The following is an 18,689-nucleotide window of genomic DNA, read 5'->3' on the forward strand; positions in this document are numbered from 1 at the left end:
AAGGAAAAATTAAAAGACCTAAGCCCGGTGGAATACCGAACTCAGGTCTTAGAAGCTGCTTAAATAAATATGTCTAACTTTCTTGGGTCAGTTCACAAATATAAACCTGTTTTTTTTATTGAAATCAATAAGTAATTTACTATTCCATTGACTATTGGACTAATGTTGCTTTAAGAGTAAAAAATCAGAGTCGATTCTTCATGTAAAAGGAAGTTGATTTTTTTATATGGTAAAATACAGTGATTGCAGTACTGAAGGTAGAGGGATATTGAATGCACATAGTCTGTAAAAACATCTCAATCATTATATAAATCTTTGCAATTTTGCCGCTAGCAAAAGACATAGAGTATGAACAAGTGACTGATAGCGAGTATATAGATCACATAAAATACATGGCATATTTTTTTATGCAAAACAAAATAAGTGATTTAATAAGTATCATCAGGAATTGCTACAATATTTACCTTTTTAAAATGTTAATTGTTAAATAAAATTTTGAAATAGACAGGGGGGAGAAAATTGACTGAAAAAAATTGCCCTTTATGTGGTGAGGAAAACAAATGCATGGCTGGAATAGAAGGTCAAAATGCGTGCTGGTGTTATATAGAGAAATTTCCTAAAGGAATTTTTGATTTAGTTCCTCAAGAGAGCAAGGGAAAGCAATGTATTTGCAAAAACTGTTTAGATACATATAGAGAAGAAGAAGGTAAGACAAAGTAAGAATTCAACTTATAAAATCTATAAGCGTAATATAAATATAGATGGAGGAATCGATTTGAATAAACCGACTGAGAATAAAAACAACATACGAATCGTGTTTTTATTAGCTATGTTGTTTATTAGTGTTTTGATTTATCCCATTGATAAAAGTTATGCTTGTTCATGTGCTCAGCCAGATCCGCCAAAAGAAGCTTTAAAAAGTAGTTCGGCAGTTTTCTCTGGTAAAGTTATTGAAATTGTTGATATTAACAAAAATAACGAAATACAATCTTCTGCAGATCCAATTGCTATTCTATTGGAAGTAGATAAATCATGGAAAGGAATCGACAAAACACAAGTCATTGTTTTCACAGAAAGAAGTTCGGCTAGTTGTGGCTATGGATTCTCTTTAAATGAAAAATATTTGGTATATGCATATAAGGACGGTGGAGAATTAAGAGTTAACGCTTGTTCAAGAACTGCGCCTTTGTCGGGAGCTAAAGAGGATATTCAAGCTTTAGGGAAAGGTGAGACACCGGCTGAACAAGTAACTTTAGACATAGAAAGCATTATGGGGCAAGAAAAGTCACCTTCTGAAAGCGCACAAAATAATACACAAATATATATTGTATTAATAATGTTAATACTTTTACTGACTGTTATAATCATTAAAAGTCGTAGGAAAAAATAACTAAAAATTTGATACAAAAATAGGTGCTTTGAATGCAAAAGAAAAGTCGATTCCTTCACTTTATAGGAATTCGACTTTTTATTTTTTATATGCTATTCAAAATAATTATTTCTAGAAATAAAAGTGACCATATTATAAATTTATAAGTTTTTCTAGATAACTTTTTTAATTATAAGGCATACATGAGCAATGATAATAAATCTGGTAACTTCTTATAATTTCCTTTATCAGGTAAAATGAAATCTATATCAATAAAAAGAAAGTAGGGAAGTTAGATGAAACGAAGTTCTATTGAGCAATCTTCAAATCACTATGATGAACAGCTTTTCTCGATTGATGAACAAATCTGTACATTATTAAAGCAACGCAAGGAAATTTCAATTGACCGTTCAGGTTTTCCACCTGATGAAGTGCTCTCAAAATGGGCAACAAAATTTGATTTGTATGAAGAATATTTAAGTTCGTTATTTGGAACAGTTAGCATGCATGACTATTTTAAACCTCGAGTTGAACCTAGTGGGTTTAGAAAGCATTTACCAGTTTTGAAATCAGTTGAAATTAATGAAAAAATTTATACTGTAACGTTTATAAGACAGTTTGAAAATGCCAGTGTTGTCCATCTTAATATCGATTGGAATGAAACAAATGAAACACTAATCGATCGTCACTTCAATCATAATCATTTTACTTTGTCTATTGGACAAGCTTATGATTGTCGAAATGACGGAGCATCAGGATCGACTGGGAACTTCGTGCATACATTCACTGTTTCTCCACCATTACCTGACGATATTTCGGAGATGACTTTAGTGTTTAAAGAATACAGCGATGTCTTTAATGATAAAGCAACAGGGCTGGAGATTGTTATACATTTGGAGTAGTGCAAATGTATAGAGAAAATAATGTTGTTTAATTCGATTGTAAATCCTTAATTTTCGCTTTCGATAGTTGATATAAGAAAGAGTTGCCTCAAATTTGAGCAAGATCAACAATTTTTCGGATAACCGTTTCAACTTCAGTGGAGTCTTTAATGATAAATAAATGGTCTGCCTCACCTTCAATCGGTGCCACTACATCATTTTGATTCGTTTCATTGTGCTGTCGAGTAAGCACTTCAGCAAAAGTTGATGCGGTTCTTAGTATAGAAGTATCACGTTGACTTTTCTCAACACGATCTCTAAGAACATATTCAGGAATTTCAAAACTTACAAGAATACTCGTAAATCCTTTGCTATGGAATTGTTCGAGTAGCTTTAAGCGTCCTTTTAGATTGCGATTTGAGTTGCATAAAATAAGATGGCAATGCGTTTCAGTAACAGCAAAATTAACAATGGTTTGTGTCAGAGCGTATTTAATTGTATTCTTTCCTTGTTTCGGTAATAGTGTTTGGTAATTCATTTGAAGGAATTCAGCATGCTTATCTTGATCAATGACAACAGAATTAAACATCTGATTTTCTAAAGCTTTTGCAAATGTAGTTTTACCGCTATGGGTTTTACCAACAGTCATAATTACTAATCTATTCATAAACATAACTCCAATCTTAAAAAATCAAGGTAATCTGCTTTTTCTTGAATATCGATATATTAATTGTACAGTAAAAAATGTAAAATATATAACAAATATTGGATTTAATATAATTTCTAAAATAAAGAAAAGGTGGAATAACTAGATGATGAATGAAAGATTTCCGATAGGAGAATTCGTTTGTACAGAACACATTTCAACAGAAGAAATCAAGGCTTGGGTAAATGAAATTCGTACGTTGCCAATGAGATTAATGGAAGTAGTCCATCATGTAAGTGACGAAGAACTAGAGTATACATATCGAGAAGGTAGTTGGACCATTCGACAAATTGTCCATCACATTGCAGATAGTCATATGAATGCTTATATTCGTTTTAAATTAGCATTAACAGAAGAAAATCCAATAATTAAACCGTATGCTGAAGAGAAATGGGCGGAGTTGCCTGATTCAAAATTATCCATCGTCACTTCTTTGAAAATCATTGAATCCTTACATGAGCGTTGGGTTTATTTACTTGAAAATTTAACTGATGAACAACTAAAAAGAACATTAATCCATCCTGATTCTGGTATTGTATCGGTCAAGAAAAACATTGGTATTTATGCGTGGCATGGTAATCATCACTTAGCTCATATTAAAAATGCTTTAAAGGAATAAAAAATTAGATTTACCTGAAAGATAAAAAATCCACTTTGAACAATCTTGTTTTCATAATGGATTCTTTTTGTTTTCAGTTAAATATTGAGCAGCTGTTTCTTTATTTTCAAACTTTACTTCAAACCTACATGGGGGTTGAAAGGTGGGTCGGTACATCATATTACATATGCTATTCAATTTCTCCAGTATTCTTTACTAGGCATTCACCTATATCTCTTCTTTCGCATACCTTACATCTATAGAAAAACTTCCAGTTAGAGAGGAGATTTTTTTAAGGTGAGCGGAAAAGCGTTACATTATTTTTTTGGAGGAAATACGGCAAGAGGTTTCTTTAGCCTATATGATTCTAATTTTGAGGGATTGGAGAAGGTCTTCATATTAAAAGGAGGTCCAGGGACTGGGAAATCAACTTTAATGAAGAATATTGCGAATGACTGGCAAGAAAATGGGTATGATGTAGAATTCATCCATTGTGCTTCCGATTCAGATTCTATTGATGGTGTTGTTTTTCCTGCATTAAAAATAGGAATAGTTGATGGGACGGAGCCACATGTCATAGAACCTAAGGCACCTGGTGCTATTGAGGAGTATGTAAATCTAGGGAATGCGTGGAATTCACAACAACTTAGCACTAAAAAGGATGAAATTATTCAATTAATGAAGGAAAAAGAAGAGGCGTATGCGCAAGCTTATCATACTTATGCAGAAGCGTTAGCCGTTCATGATGAATGGGAAGCAATCTATATTGCCAATATGGATTTTGAAAAGTTAAATGTGTTGACTGAGGAAATAAAGACAACATTTTTTGGGGAAATTCATTTAAATAAGGAAGCAGATGTCCGACATCGCTTTTTAGGAGCAGCTACGCCAATAGGTGCTGTAGACTATGTGCCAAATCTAACTGAGAACATTCGTAAGCGTTATTTTTTAAAGGGTAGACCTGGTTCAGGAAAATCAACTCTTCTGAAGAAATTAGCTTCTATAGCTGAAGAAAGAGGCATAGATGTAGAAATCTATCACTGTGGGTTCGATCCAAATAGTTTGGATATGGTCATCCTCAGAGAAATTGGAATCGCGATTTTTGACAGTACTGCACCTCATGAATATTTTCCATCTCGTGAAGGCGACGAAATAATTGATTTATATAATGTTGCCGTTTTCCCAAGAACGGATGAGATTTATGAAGAGCAAATTTTGGAGATTTCCAAACGATATCGAAATAAAATGAACGAGGGAACAGCAAGTTTAGCTGAAGCAAAAAAATCACATGATAAGTTAGAAGTAATTTATCGCGAAGCAGTTGATTTCTCTATTGTTGAAGGTATACAAAAAGAAATTGAAAATACGATAGTTGAGCTAGTAAAAGGTTCAACTGTGGATGAGTTTAGGTAAAGTATTTTATGATAGATATGAACTATTAGCGCATATCTTAATCGTGGGCATCAGTTAGGTATGTATCTTTATTAATAGTGTTAGAGTTTTTAATTTTAAAAAATATATAAGATTAAGTTACTGGAGAAATTCAGTAACTTTTTTAGTATGCTATTCAAATTTATAAGAGTGTATGTTGTTAAACCATTGAGAACTGGAACATCATACTTTTAAGCGTACAACATCTTACATAATTTGATTAAATAAAAAAAGGGGGACCATCACTTTAAAGATTGAATTGTAAGCAACAACCCTTAGGAAAAAAGTCTCCCTATTAATCACATTTTAACAAATCCAAGAATTTGTAACGAAGAATATAGATAGCATTTCAGTTGTATAAGACTGTATTATTTATCAATCGTCTCAGTAAATGATTTTCTCTGTGATTTTAACTTTTTAATTTTTACGTTAATATTTTGAATGGAATTCTCATTTAGCTCCACTTTTCCATCTTTTTCGAATTTTTTCCACGCTTTGAAGTTATTACGGTATAAGTACTCAGATAAGCGATAAATATCAGTATTATGATCTAATGCTTCTTTGTATGTGCCTTTTATTTCTTTTTTTACTTCATTTATTACCCCTTTTCGAATTTCCTCAGACGATACGTCTCCATGAAATTCACTAATAGTGACATTCATTTTTAAATCAATATCAAATTTTACATCACTTTTTCTAACAACTGGTTTTACTTTCACTTTTAATTTATCAACAACAACCGTAAATTCTACTGATTCATTAGAATCAATCTTGACTGTAACTTCCCCACGTTTTGTATCTTTCGTCATCCATTGTAATCCACGTATTTTGTCCGCGGGCAAGTACCCTTTAAACTTTTTTGGAGAGAGTAGTCCAACTCCTGATAACTCAGTGGTTTTTGCTTTTCCTTGTTCAGTCGCCCATTGTTTGTTTACAGATATAAATGGAATCGCAATTTCATGATTAGGTTCATTTAGTCCAATTATTAACTCGCGGAAATTGATGGGTTTTATAAATGATTCTTGTTCATATGAATTTTCCGGGTCTCCCAACTTTGACAATATAAGTGCTTTATTGATGATGGGTGTTGCTAACAGTAAATCCTTAATAGAATCATTAGTACCATACATCCAGATTTGATATCTGGTTTCTCTATAACGAAGGAAATTATCGATAACAGGATTTGCTCTTCCATCTTTTAACACTTCCTCCGAGAAAATGATAAACGAAAAGAATCCCCAAAAAACTTTTTGATCGATGGAATGATATAACTTGAAAATTGCTTCATCAATTGTTTTACCTTTAGCATTACCTACTTCTGATTGTACGGGGTTGGTAGTAGGTTGTTCCGTTTTTGCTGTATTGGTAAAATCAATAATTTGGGCATAAACTACGTATTCCCCATCTTTGTAATCCACGCCCACACCATGAATATAAAGCATCCTTTCAGGTTCATCTACATCCCAACAACCTGAAAGCAAGGTTGACAATATTAGTGCAATAATCAATATTCTCTTATTCATTTTCATCCTCTTTTTTCCGTGTTTTATCTAGAGGATCTAACATATTTGGACGCTCTTTATAGTCTTTTGGAGGAAGTCTAAATATTGTTTTTTTAAAGGTTGACCAACTTAAATCTGCAGAAATATTCATGTATGGAACTCCGAACGTTCGAATATTTGATAGGTAAAAAAGTGTAAAGTAAAGAGACATAAAGAAGCCGAATAATCCTAAAAAAGCTGTAGCTAAAATAAAACAAATACGTAACACACTTACTGCAGTAACAAGTGATTGATTGATTAGCGTAAATGTTGCAATGGTTGAAATCGCTATAATGACAATCATCGCAGGACTTGTAACCCCAGCTCGAATAGCTGCATCCCCAATAATTAATCCTCCAACAACACTAATCGTTCCTCCAATCGCAGCAGGAAGACGTAAACCGGCTTCTCTGAATAACTCAAACATAAGAAGCATAAGGAGCATTTCAACTGCAGAAGGAAGTGGAAGTCCTGTATTCAATTGTACAATGGTCGCTAGTAATTGCAGTGGTAATTGATCTTGATGAAAAGTAGTTAAAGCGAGCCAAAATGCAGGCAGGAGCAAACCGATTAATATACTAAACACCCGTAGTACCCGCTCAATTGAACTGAAAATGATCGTATTTTCATTGTCCTCACCAGATTTTAAGAGTAAAAATAAATTCACTGGTGTGATGACTGCATAGGCTACTCCGTCAACCATAATAATAAAACGCCCCCTTACTAAGGACTGAATCACATGATCTGGTCTTCCTGTATAATCAGTACGTGGAAAGAGCATCCCGCTTTTAATAATGTGCTCCATTAATATGTCTCCGCTAAAAACAATATCTGTATCGACTGTATTAAGCTCTTTTTTGATTTCACTCAATATTTCTTTATTGGCAATATCATCAAAATAAAGAATGGCCACAGAAGTTTTTGAACGTTCTCCCAGTTCTAATTTTTCGACGCATAATGAATTTGTAGGCAATCGCTTTCTTATTAAGGCAATATTAACTGAAATATCTTCGATGAAGTTATCTCTAGGGCCTTTAATAACCATTTCCATTCGAGTTTCTTCCGGATTTCGATTGGGCATTTTAGCAATATTACTTGAATATAGAAGCAATTCATCTTCAAAAAAAAGAAGTAAGTGTCCAGAAAATACAAGTGAAATTGCATCTTCTTTATCTTCAACTTTTATTAAATCAGGAAGTATTAATTCGGTTTTCACGGTTTCTTCCAAATTTTGATCTACATTAGTAGATAGAAATTGTTGAACTCTTTGGACAATAACTTCATTTAACATCTGTAGATTTATCATTGCATCACAAGTAATAAAGTGTACATTATGTTGATTGAATGTATACGATTGAAAATGAACATCCGCAGACTTTTGAAATAACTGCCTCAAGGTATTTAGAGCTATTGGCTCTTTAGCCGATGTCATCATCCTTCACTACTTTCTAGAAAATTATTTTATTTGGGCCTTTTTATCTGCTCTTCCTGAAAAAAAAGCTATAATTCCAAGGAAAAGGGATAGTATTAAAAAAAAGAGAAAAGTAACGGTCAATAAATAATGCCCCTTAATTTTAAGAAACATACTGTCGCTCATTAGGAATAATGATAAAGAAATAAAGAAGAAAGCAGGAGATAGCGTTAACCAAATACGCTTTTTCTTCCCGTTCATATTGAAAATATCTACAACGACGTATAGTAATAAGCCAACTCTTATAAATGCACCCGTAAGCCATTGATAAATTGAAAGAAAATCAAGATGTTCAATAAAACGACCTATTGAAATGAGTCCCCACTCTTCATAAGCAGGATACGTTTGTTTGGTAGCTTCAGTTGGTCCAAATTCAATGATTGCTCCAACGAGTGGCCCTAAAGTTAGTCCCATTAAAATAAAAAGCATAATCGTGAAATGGTACCAAAGAATTTTGCCTTTAATTTGATGTTGAAGAAATAAAAACAGTACGAGCTCTATAAACCCGGAAGCTGGATATACCATTCCTTTGAAAACTGGTTGTAAGCCGTGTTCAAAAAAAGGACGCAATAATTCGGGTTCTTTAACTTGAATGTTCGTAAATGCTACAAAAAAGCCAAAAATAATTACTCCTAAAAGTACCATTACATTTATCATCGCAATGCTCTGTAAGTTAGATGTGACAAGTAGGATACAAAGAATTGTATAAATGATCAACATAATTAACATAGGTGTTTTAGGTAAAAAGGTAGTTGTAATCCATTGCAAAGTTTCTCTCATCGTAAAAGCAGCCATAATCATGAGATAAATGGCTATAATATATAGCACAATAGAAGAGACAACTGTGCCTAACTTACTTTTTAACCAATCTTTAATCGGTTCTTGTTTTGATTTTTTATGAATATAAACTAAAAGAAACAGCCAAGGAAAAAGTGCGACTGTCGCTAATAGGATAGAAGCCCATCCATCCCTCTCAGCAACTTTTAATAACGACGGAATAATAGTTACATGATTTTTTAAACCGATTACTGTCATCGACAAGAAAATGACGTGTAAAATACTAATTGTACCGATGTTTTTCACATTACACCCTCTAACATCTATTGGTATCTCTTAGTTTTACCAATAATGGGGAAGTTTATAAGGAATATAGTGCAAAAAAATTAAAACCACTTGAATAATTAATTAGATTCAAGTGGTTCTAGCTATTTACAAATTTTTATCAGGAGCTTAAAGGCTCTTCGAGAGAGTACAATAATTTCTCTATTTTATTTTCGCTGGCTTGAACCCATCTACTTTTATCTTCAATATGACCGTCTTTATCCAAAGGCTTTTGAAATTGACTAACCCCAGCGACAGCCGTTAATGCATTTTCATTACGGTCTAAACCGATATTCACAACATGTTTTATGACATAAGGGGAACCAAATGCTATTAAAGCTTCGTAGTGATCTAATTCTCCCTCTAAAACTATAAAGGGAAGTCTTAAATATATCGTCTCTCCAGCTTCTCTCCATAAAATGCTGTCAAATTGCCCTTGATCATACTCGAAATTAGAGGAAAATTTACAACCATATTCCTCGAAAATTTCTCGAATATATCCAAAATGAGTTTTTCTACCTTCAATAGGGGATTGTAGTCTAATAATTATTATTCACTCCAGTTAAAATAGATTATTACTATTCTATACAAAATGAAGAGTCTCATACAAAAAAGTAACAAGAGTTAAAAAAAATAAGTGTCCAGTTGAAAGAGAAAACTTGAGATATAAACGAAAAAACATGAGATCAAAAATTTTAGATATGTGCATTTTATCTTCTATTCACATGTTAATAATCTTTAAAGAGTTTATTTTTAAATAAATAATCATAGGTATTTCTTTTTGGGACAACATAAGTAAGAAAAAATCTCAAGAGGTGATGATCATGATTATTGAAAGGTCGTCTAGGTGGGAAGAAGACTTCATAAATAAGCTAGAGAGTAATGGTGAATGGGATAGTTGGAAACTTTACAATATGAATTATGACGTAGTGAAAACAAACCTTATTACTGAATTTTCTGGTCTCCAATCTCCTAAATACTTACCGAACCTAACACCCCTTACTCATCAATTAGAAGCAGCTGAAACAGTCATCGAAAGGATGAATGGAAAAGCGATTCTTGCAGACGAAGTTGGTCTTGGTAAAACGATAGAAGCAGGTCTCATACTGAAAGAATATCTAATAAGAGGTCTTGTAAAAAAAGCATTAATATTAGCTCCAGCTTCTCTTATTAATCAATGGGTAGAAGAATTAAATTATAAATTTTATATTCCGGTAATTGCATATAAAAAAAATGTTCAGTTAGATCAATACGATATAGTAGTCATGAGTATGGATACGGCAAAAAAGAGTCCTCATAAAGAGGCAATATACACTCAAGATTATGACATGATTATTATTGATGAGGCACACAAATTAAAAAATCATAAAACAAAAATCTATGAGTTTGTCCAAAGTTTAAAGAAAAAGTTTTGTTTATTATTAACTGCTACACCAATTCAAAACGATGTATTTGAATTGTTTTATCTCATTTCTTTATTAAAACCTGGGCATCTAGGTAATTACGAAATGTTTCAGTCCTCTTTTTCAGCAAGTAAACATAATTTAGAGCACGATGAGTATTTAAGAGAATTAGTTAATCAAGTGATGGTTAGAAATAGAAGACAGGATACAGGGATTGAATGGACAAATCGACAAGTGCAGATTATCCCGATTCAATTTACAGATGAAGAAAGAGAAGTTTACAATTTGATTTTGAATTTAAAAGATGTTTCGTCTGCGTTTTCTGGCGCATTTTCAATGATTACTTTACAAAAGGAAATGTGTAGTAGCAAGGAAGCTACTTACTTAACCTTAAATAATATGCGTCAAAATTGCGGTGACCAAGAAGAGGAAGATTACGTTGAAGGGGTCATTCAAAAACTAATGGCATTGGAAGTGAACACGAAAGCGGAGAAAACGTATGAGATTATTTCCAAGACAACTGACAAGGTCATTATTTTTACTGAATATCGAGCAAGTCAAGCTTATTTGCAGTGGTATTTGAATTCAAAAGGTATTACAAGCGTTCTTTTCAATGGGAAATTCAAAAAAAATAAACGTGATTACATGAAGCACTTATTCAAGGAACATGCACAAGTCCTGATTGCCACGGAAGCAGGAGGGGAAGGTATAAACCTGCAATTCTGTCATCATGTCATAAATTATGATTTACCTTGGAACCCGATGAAGTTAGAGCAACGAATTGGCCGTGTCCATCGTTTAGGACAAGAACATGACGTTCAAATTTATAATCTAGTGACAGATAACACCATTGAAAAAGACATTCTGGACATGCTCTACGTTAAAATTGACGTCTTTGAAAAAGTAGTCGGAGAATTAGATGACATTTTATCAGCTTTAAAAAAGTCCATATAAAACAAAAGAACGGTGGTAAATGTTTTTCGCCCGGAAAAGAAGCGCCAGGAGAATTCAGAGGAGGGTTTACATGTTTCCACAACAAGTTCATGGTTACTTGCGAAGTTTTTTTCTAGAGAACGATTGTCATGTTGTAAATGAAAGTGACCATTACATTACTGTGCAATTAACGATTGATATGGATAAACGAATTATGAACCGTCCTTTTTATTGGAGATATTTAGAAAGTACGAACGGTGTACCATGTCCGGCTCAATTAACATTAATTACAGATCAAACGAAGCTTGACGGCAATATTAAAGGAGAAGTTGTACATTTCGGTTCTCCTCGGCTCAATCAATTGTTTCAAGCAACCAAAGAGTTAGGGGCAATTGTACAAATGTTTGAGAATGTAAATAATCTTGAGACAAAGACCATTTTAACTCCATGGCTTGCTGTAAATTATAAAGTGTCATATTACAGTGATCAAACAAAAGAAATGCTGTATTCTTTTGGAATCAATTTAATGACTGGCCAACTTTTAGATGGCTTTCAAGAATCATTAAATGAAGTAGATTTAATACCAGCCATGCCAGAAAATGCATTTGAGCTGCCTTATATTATAAAACCGATTCGCGCTTTAGAACGATTAAATGTGGCAATAGAAAAAATCGTTCAACAAGATGACCATACTTGGGCTGAAGAAGCGAACAAAAGATGGCAAAAGGCACAGCAAGTATTAGAGTACTTTTATGATGGGGTTGAAGATAAGCCGGAAAGTTACGAAATGGAGAAGCAAGCACTAGAAGAACAATACGACCCTAGAATTAAAATAGAAATTATTAATGGTGGATTATTTTATTTGAGATAGTGAGTGCTGATGATATTTTGCAGAAAGCTCAGGGATGATATAAAAAATAATTTGATTATTAAACTGCGCCTATTATAAAGGAAAGTACATTACTAAGTAACTGTAGTAATGTACTTTTTTTGTGAAGAGAGTAGGAGTGGAATTGGAAGAAAAGTTAACACATTTTATTGGGCTCTAAATAACTACTCGAATGTTCGATTCTTTCGTTGCTCCCAATTATACAAAAGAGTAGAGAAAAGGTTTGCTCCCAAAAACAATAAATTTCCTTGTGCATTAAAATGTAACTCTTGGGTTTCGAAACTCATCTTCTCATAATATTCTTCTTTCGTTAAACCTAATTCCTTTATTTTTTGATCAGTCTCTTTTAAATGTGTAATGTACTTATATTGCATAGGCATTAAAATTAACGATAATAAAATATAAGCAGCAACAATCCATAATGTTATATTTAAACCCACCACAAAAATCCCCCTTTCTTAAATGTTTCTTCTAAACCGAAAAATTGGAAAAGGTCTGTTTTTATCCACTTAAAAATATATATACGCATTCATGCTATTTCTGATGCACTTCATTTCTAACTATTTGCTTTTTAGTTGAACTGTTATATTCTCTAAAATATATCTTGCATTATTAAGTCCGAGGACACTGGTTTCTTTCCTATTTCTCTAGCCCAAACTGATAATTGTCCGATATGATGAATTTCATGTGTAATGATGTGATGAAGAATCTTGTTATATGTAAAATTCATTTTATTTCCATTTCCCATTGGGTAAACGAGAATTTTCTCTTGAGCTTCATTAATATACAATTTGATGAAATGCTCTGTAATGGGCTTTGTATGGGAGCTGAATTCTTTTATCGCATTCAAATTTGTTATTTCATTTATACTTTTTTCAATAATGGGTGTTCCTTGCATTTGATTGATCCAGAGTTGTTCACAGTCAATGACATGAAATAAATTTTTGAGAATACTTCCCATGCCACCTGTTCGTTTCTTTACAAGTTCTTCATTTGGAATGGTCTCACACCACTGAAACCATTCTTCTCTAATTTCCCAATTATATTGAAACAGTTCGTACATTTAAATCCATCCTCCTATTTTAATTAGATAAGTTCGAGTTTCTGTAATGCAAATTCAATTCCATCTTCACTTGAGCTTTTAGTAATAAAATTTGCAACCATCTTTAATCTTTCATGTCCATTGCCCATAGCGATGCCGTAACCAACAAGTTCAAGCATATCTATATCATTTTCTCCATCACCAAACGCAATTGCCTCTGATGAATTGATATTGAAGTATTCCAAAACTTTCTTAACAGCAATAGATTTTGATACATCTTGTTCTAATACATTAAGAATAAAGGGATGCCATCTTTTAAATTTTAAGTGAGGAAATCTTTGAACATATTTCTCTATCGATTGTTTATCTACATACAAACACATTAAATATACTTCTTTATTAATAATTTCTTCATCTGTAATTTGATATTCATTTAAAGATAGTGTTTCATTTAACGCTTTTAGAGTAGCTGGGTTTTGTACGCCATTCATTGAAAGTTCTTCTGTGAAAAACGATAAACTGTGTTGGTTTTCACACGCAAAATCATTTACTTCTTTCACAATAGCTCTTGTAACAGGGGTTTTATGTATAATTTGATCTTGATGTTTTACATAAGCACCGTTAGCTGTGATGAACGTGTCTATTCCTAAATCTATTAAAACCTCACACATTGATTGTGGTCTACCAGTTGCAGCTACTACTCTGATACCGTTATTTTTAAGCATTTGTATAGCTTTCTTTGTACTTGATGAAATACTGCCATCTTGATAATTTGTAAGTGTACCATCAACGTCAAAAAATACAATCTTATGGGTCATAATAATTCTCCTTTATGTTAATGGGAATTCTTACTATTTATTGTAACTTGAAAGGAAAAACAAAAACAGCTTGTAATTTTTCATCACAGGCTGTTTCATCAAACTATAAAATATATATTTAGTATCTTGAACGGTAATGTATTTACATTGAAGAATACCATAAAAAAATTATTGGATAGAGATCTCTGTAGTACTGAACTCTTGATGATAATCTGGATGTGAATGGATTATTTAGCTATAATACGTAAAGGAGTTTAGGTAAAAGTAAATATATAATTCCAAGGGGTTTATCAGAATTGAAGTACATAAAATTTTTTCTATACCTAGTTTTCCTACACTCTATTGTAGGTTTATGTTTTTACTATAGGGGCACTTTTAGTGAGTCATTTAGCGATTTCAGTGGTTTAGATATTACAAGGTTAATCATTATTATAATAATTTTGACGTCTTATTATGGGCTAATCAGAGATTTGTTTTCTAGGTTTGGCGAGATTTCTAATAGAGTTAAAGTTTTATTAGTTTTAGTATCTTTGTTTCGGTATTCACAGTAGGACTCTTACTTAGTGTTTATTTCTAGTGGTAATAGTGAATGGCTTCCTTTATTAAGAAGACCGTATTTTGTCTGTTATTGAATTGTAGCAGCTCATCGTATAGTTTAGATGTAGAGTTAATCATAATGAGGTGAATTTTTTGTCAATTGAACAAGCAAGTAAACTTGATATAAAATACATAATTGAAGAATTTGGAAGATTAGATCTTGAAGAAAATGAAAACCCGAGAGAAGAGTTCAAATATATTGGTCTTTTAGACGTTTATAGTTATTGTCTTTCTGTAGACGAAGCATCAGAACTTCTTACATCCTTTGAAGGTCATCAATTAAAATATGAAGAGAATTTCAAAGACTTTTTTATTAAAACTTTTCACTGGACACAAGACATGCCAGTTTACATTCATATGTCTCCTTTTTGGGGAGAAGACTTTAAAAAACTTAAGCCTGCTCATTTCAATGGGTATCATCTAAGCAAAGCCGAAAAAAAGAAAGTAGTTCAATTACTCACTTATAAGACTAATACCTTTATAGTAAGTACCATACAGGAATTGTTATTATTTGTAATGCTTGCAACAAGAGAAATTTGGTTGCCAATTTTCTTTTTCCCTGGAATTGAAACCGCAATCCTAGGGAATTTTGAATTAAGTTTTCCAGTTTATTGTAAACATCAAGACTCTTATATCCAACTTGAAAAATTGGCAGAAGAATCGGGCATTTACATAAGGTAAACATAGCTATGAGAATTTTTCATTAATCAATGGTGGCTTAATCATTGATGTCAGTGAAATGGATAAAGAGCCTCTGGTCCAAGTGGAAGTTCTTACTTAGCCATACAGCGAAAAACCTTATCATATATTGATAAGGTTTTTATAATGAAATCGATTTTATAAATAATCCGAATTATTCCATTTGATATCAGCTAATTTTTTAACGTGATAATAAAATCAAGACATATTTCATTATCTTCAGCTATTATCATTTTGAACAGTTGCTTCCTATTCTTACTTAAGTAATATCTGCGCTTTCATTTCTAATTTTCCGCCTTGAAATGTAAAGTTAGCATTTGAAATTCCATCTTTCCCGTAATACACTATCATATAAGTGTAATATGTATCTCCTTTTGAACCAACTTCAGACAATAATTCTCCTTTACCACCAACGATTTTCTGTACACGTTTATAAGACATTCCGTTTTTAATTTTATTGTATTCTTTTTTTGTTATTGTTACTTTTGACTTTGCGTATGCGACATCTTGTCCGTTAATTGCAATTGGTGTAGCCACTCCGAATGTTAATAAACTTGCTATTATAAAACCTTTAATCATTTTCTTCATTTAACTAACCTCCAAGTTATATTTTCCACTCCATACATTATTATACAATATATTTGTGATGATTAATTAGAAATAAAAAATTTGAGTATGTGTATAATCTATAAACTCTCTTAAACAATGCAAATTTATAGGTAAACCCCATTTTTTGATTCTCTAAACATGAAGAAACTTGAGTGAAATATAGTTTGTGAGTGAGGTAATTAAAGTACTAATAAGATTGCCCAATCGATGTGCATAATCCCATTCAGCGTGCTAACAATAAGGAAGATATGAACAGAAAGGGAGAGGATACACCATGTTATCATTTCAACCGAATTGTTGGTCGGAGCATGAAGAACTTGAGGTTGTTTTGCTATGTACACCATCTAAGTTGGAAGTGCCAAATTTAAAAACTGCTGAGTATGTGGGGTGGAGCTCTTCTGTTAATCATGCAAAAGCACAACAAAATTTCATGGAATTTAAAGGTGCTTTGGAGAATGAAGGAATTAAAGTCGTAGATTATTCTGAAGAACTAGCACAAGATGATCGAAACTTAAGTGATCAGCTGCTTAATCGTTATTTTGTACGGGACCTTGCCTGTGTGTTTGGAAACATCATTTTACCAGGGAAAGCAGGGGTTTCTATGAGGCGCCCCGAGTATGTACAAGCACATTCGCTAATGGAAAAGTGGTTTCCAAAAACCTTTTTATTACATGAAGATGCTAATGTAAGAGCACTAGAATTTGGGGATGTACTAATACTTAATAGAGATGCTGTGTTAATAAATATTGGCATGCGTACAAGTAAAGAAAGTGTGGAGAAGGTGAAGGAAAAGATTTTTCACGCTGGTTTTTCTGAAATAGGAATAATTGATTTACCACGTAGGCCAGATACACTTCATTTAGATATGAATTGTAATGTAGCAAACGAAGATTTACTTATAGCGAAGAGTTTCGTACGTTATTTACCATTACATGTTTTGACAGAGAATGCCTCTCGATTTGAAATGCCAGAGCAATTTTTAAAGCGCCATGGATTTGAAGCATACTGGCTAGATGAGTATAATACTATTCCTGATATTAACTTTCTTAACATAGATCCAGAAACATTATTAATAAGTAAACAAGCACATAAGCAGATGATCAAAAATCATCCTAAATTGCAAAAGAAGAATATTATTGAAATTGAAGTAACAGAGTTAGAGAAAGGTGGAGGAGGCATTCGCTGTATGACACTGCCTCTAATAAGAAAATCCTTAAAATAACACTTTGCAATAAATGTATAGGAGTGATCCTGATGGGGTCAAAAACGAAGAAAAGCCTTATGACGTGGTGGCAGTTATCTCTTCTTGGAGTGGGATGTACGATAGGAACAGGTTTTTTTCTTGGTTCAAGTATAGCCATTGAGAAAAGTGGACCTGCTGTATTTATTCCCTTTATTTTAGCTGCAATCGGAACATATATCGTATACGATGCACTGTCAAAAATGTCTGTAGAGCATCTTGATAAAGGATCTTTCCGTTCATATGCTAAGAAAGCTTTTGGAAGGTGGGCTGGCTTTAGCAATGGATGGGTATATTTGTTTTCTGAAATGCTCATTATGGGAAGTCAACTCATAGCATTAGGGATATTTACGCAGTTTTGGTTCCCATCTTTGTCTCTTTGGATAGGAACATCCATATACGCTGTACTAGGTTTACTTGTTATACTTACTGGCATGAAAGGGTTTGAAAAATTTCAAAATATTTTTGGATTGATGAAAATGGCAGCTATAGTCATGTTTATCATAGTTGCTGTGATCCTATTGAGCAGGGGGATGAATGGTCAACCGGGTGACGTCAATTCATTGCTAGATAATTATAAGAACTTCTTTTCGGAGGGCTATAGAGGGATTTGGCTAGCGCTGCTCTATGCATTTTATGCTTACGGTGGAATTGAAGTAATGGGCCTTTTAGTTATTGATTTAAAAGATCCCAAAGAAGCACCTAAAGCCGGAAAAATTATGATAATTGTACTGACCATCATCTATATTTTGTCCATTGTTCTTGCTTTGACATTCATTTCTTGGGAAAAATTCAAAGTAGAAGAAAGTCCATTTATTACAGCTCTTGAAAATTTTCAGCTCCCATATGTGATGGACGTCTTCAATGGAATTCTGATAATAGCTGGTTTTTCGACGATGGTTGCCTCATTGTACGGAGTACTGACAATATTAACTTCGCTTGCAGAAGATCATGATGCACCTGCTTCCTTGGCGAAAAAAGGAAAAATGAAAGTGCCGTTACCTGCATTTCTTTTTTTAGCTGGTGGCTTGCTCATAACCATTATCGTTGGTTTTTTGCTGCCAGATAAGATTTTTGAATATATAATAACAGCTGCTGGTTTGATGTTCCTGTATAATTGGTTATTCATTTTAGTGACTTATACGAAGCTAATGAAATTGTCGCTATGGGAACGAGTGAAAACAATTATAGGAATGCTGTTGATCGTTATAACGATATCAGGTACGTTAGGTGAAAAAACAAGCAGACTCGGATTATATGTGAGTCTGCTCTTCATAGTCATTATAGGAATTTGTACATTTATAATGGCGAAAAAATGGGGGAGTAAAAAGAATGGTTGATAAAAGGTACTGATTTAGGGC

Annotated in this window: 19 protein-coding genes; 10 read left to right on the top strand and 9 right to left on the bottom strand. The window is 32.9% G+C overall.

Annotated features, from left to right (window positions below):
• The first annotated feature begins 519 nt into the window (after positions 1 to 519).
• The 3 genes from ACQKM9_RS08280 to ACQKM9_RS08290 all read left to right on the top strand — a co-directional run bounded on the left by ACQKM9_RS08280 (position 520) and on the right by ACQKM9_RS08290 (position 2,271).
• Positions 520 to 720, top strand: a complete 201-nt coding sequence (locus ACQKM9_RS08280; RefSeq protein WP_427733915.1) for a cysteine-rich CWC family protein — start codon at positions 520 to 522, stop codon at positions 718 to 720.
• Positions 721 to 775: 55 nt separating this feature from the next.
• The gene (locus ACQKM9_RS08285; RefSeq protein ID WP_427733916.1) at positions 776 to 1,390 is read left to right on the top strand and encodes a hypothetical protein; all 615 of its coding nucleotides are present in this window, start codon (positions 776 to 778) and stop codon (positions 1,388 to 1,390) included.
• A 275-nt stretch (positions 1,391 to 1,665) separates the two neighbouring features.
• Entirely contained in the window at positions 1,666 to 2,271 is a 606-nt protein-coding gene (locus ACQKM9_RS08290) for a hypothetical protein (RefSeq protein WP_427733917.1), read from the top strand.
• 88 nt (positions 2,272 to 2,359) lie between these two features.
• On the opposite strand, the gene ACQKM9_RS08295 is transcribed toward ACQKM9_RS08290, so the two are convergent.
• Complete coding sequence (locus ACQKM9_RS08295; RefSeq protein ID WP_427733919.1) at positions 2,360 to 2,917, bottom strand: AAA family ATPase; 558 nt, start codon at positions 2,915 to 2,917, stop codon at positions 2,360 to 2,362.
• 148 nt (positions 2,918 to 3,065) lie between these two features.
• On the opposite strand from ACQKM9_RS08295, the gene ACQKM9_RS08300 reads away from it, so the two are divergent.
• Positions 3,066 to 3,575, top strand: coding sequence for a YfiT family bacillithiol transferase (locus ACQKM9_RS08300; protein WP_427734127.1), 510 nt, complete (start codon positions 3,066 to 3,068; stop codon positions 3,573 to 3,575).
• A 276-nt stretch (positions 3,576 to 3,851) separates the two neighbouring features.
• Positions 3,852 to 4,967, top strand: a complete 1,116-nt coding sequence (locus ACQKM9_RS08305) for a PRK06851 family protein (RefSeq protein ID WP_427733920.1) — start codon at positions 3,852 to 3,854, stop codon at positions 4,965 to 4,967.
• Between the two features lie 386 nt (positions 4,968 to 5,353).
• Here ACQKM9_RS08305 and ACQKM9_RS08310 read toward each other — a convergent pair whose 3' ends face one another.
• From ACQKM9_RS08310 to ACQKM9_RS08325, 4 genes are all read right to left on the bottom strand, one after another.
• Positions 5,354 to 6,508, bottom strand: a complete 1,155-nt coding sequence (locus ACQKM9_RS08310) for a Ger(x)C family spore germination protein (protein ID WP_427733921.1) — start codon at positions 6,506 to 6,508, stop codon at positions 5,354 to 5,356.
• Entirely contained in the window at positions 6,501 to 7,958 is a 1,458-nt protein-coding gene (locus ACQKM9_RS08315; RefSeq protein ID WP_427733922.1) for a spore germination protein, read from the bottom strand. Before ACQKM9_RS08315 ends, ACQKM9_RS08310 begins: the two co-directional genes overlap by 8 nt.
• 24 nt (positions 7,959 to 7,982) lie before the next feature.
• Positions 7,983 to 9,080: a GerAB/ArcD/ProY family transporter gene (locus ACQKM9_RS08320; protein ID WP_427733924.1), complete on the bottom strand. Its 1,098-nt coding sequence runs from the start codon at positions 9,078 to 9,080 to the stop codon at positions 7,983 to 7,985.
• Between the two features lie 139 nt (positions 9,081 to 9,219).
• Entirely contained in the window at positions 9,220 to 9,651 is a 432-nt protein-coding gene (locus tag ACQKM9_RS08325; RefSeq protein ID WP_427734128.1) for a YugN family protein, read from the bottom strand.
• A 271-nt stretch (positions 9,652 to 9,922) separates the two neighbouring features.
• Between ACQKM9_RS08325 and ACQKM9_RS08330 the strand changes: the two genes are divergently transcribed.
• On the top strand, positions 9,923 to 11,455 hold the full coding sequence (locus ACQKM9_RS08330) for a DEAD/DEAH box helicase (protein ID WP_427733926.1): 1,533 nt from the start codon (positions 9,923 to 9,925) through the stop codon (positions 11,453 to 11,455).
• A gap of 70 nt (positions 11,456 to 11,525) precedes the next feature.
• Positions 11,526 to 12,305, top strand: a complete 780-nt coding sequence (locus tag ACQKM9_RS08335; protein WP_427733927.1) for a YqhG family protein — start codon at positions 11,526 to 11,528, stop codon at positions 12,303 to 12,305.
• A 182-nt stretch (positions 12,306 to 12,487) separates the two neighbouring features.
• On the opposite strand, the gene ACQKM9_RS08340 is transcribed toward ACQKM9_RS08335, so the two are convergent.
• The 3 genes from ACQKM9_RS08340 to ACQKM9_RS08350 form a co-directional block, all read right to left on the bottom strand.
• Positions 12,488 to 12,763: a DUF3949 domain-containing protein gene (locus tag ACQKM9_RS08340; protein WP_427733928.1), complete on the bottom strand. Its 276-nt coding sequence runs from the start codon at positions 12,761 to 12,763 to the stop codon at positions 12,488 to 12,490.
• Between the two features lie 152 nt (positions 12,764 to 12,915).
• Positions 12,916 to 13,386, bottom strand: coding sequence for a DinB family protein (locus ACQKM9_RS08345; protein ID WP_427733929.1), 471 nt, complete (start codon positions 13,384 to 13,386; stop codon positions 12,916 to 12,918).
• A gap of 23 nt (positions 13,387 to 13,409) precedes the next feature.
• Positions 13,410 to 14,183: a Cof-type HAD-IIB family hydrolase gene (locus tag ACQKM9_RS08350; RefSeq protein WP_427733930.1), complete on the bottom strand. Its 774-nt coding sequence runs from the start codon at positions 14,181 to 14,183 to the stop codon at positions 13,410 to 13,412.
• A 690-nt stretch (positions 14,184 to 14,873) separates the two neighbouring features.
• Here ACQKM9_RS08350 and ACQKM9_RS08355 point away from each other — a divergent pair.
• Positions 14,874 to 15,461, top strand: a complete 588-nt coding sequence (locus tag ACQKM9_RS08355) for a hypothetical protein (protein ID WP_427733931.1) — start codon at positions 14,874 to 14,876, stop codon at positions 15,459 to 15,461.
• 273 nt (positions 15,462 to 15,734) lie between these two features.
• Here the strand turns inward: ACQKM9_RS08355 and ACQKM9_RS08360 are convergent, their stop codons facing one another.
• Positions 15,735 to 16,067 (bottom strand): DUF3862 domain-containing protein, encoded by a 333-nt coding sequence (locus ACQKM9_RS08360; RefSeq protein ID WP_427733932.1) that lies wholly within the window; start codon positions 16,065 to 16,067, stop codon positions 15,735 to 15,737.
• Positions 16,068 to 16,362: 295 nt separating this feature from the next.
• On the opposite strand from ACQKM9_RS08360, the gene ACQKM9_RS08365 reads away from it, so the two are divergent.
• Together ACQKM9_RS08365 and ACQKM9_RS08370 are read left to right on the top strand one after the other, a co-directional pair.
• Positions 16,363 to 17,310 (top strand): arginine deiminase family protein, encoded by a 948-nt coding sequence (locus ACQKM9_RS08365; RefSeq protein ID WP_427733933.1) that lies wholly within the window; start codon positions 16,363 to 16,365, stop codon positions 17,308 to 17,310.
• Positions 17,311 to 17,342: 32 nt separating this feature from the next.
• Positions 17,343 to 18,668, top strand: coding sequence for an amino acid permease (locus ACQKM9_RS08370; RefSeq protein ID WP_427733934.1), 1,326 nt, complete (start codon positions 17,343 to 17,345; stop codon positions 18,666 to 18,668).
• The last annotated feature ends 21 nt before the right edge of the window (positions 18,669 to 18,689 follow it).

Origin of the sequence: Viridibacillus sp. NPDC093762 (assembly GCF_050279675.1) — a bacterium.
Taxonomy (GTDB): Bacteria; Bacillota; Bacilli; order Bacillales_A; family Planococcaceae; genus Viridibacillus.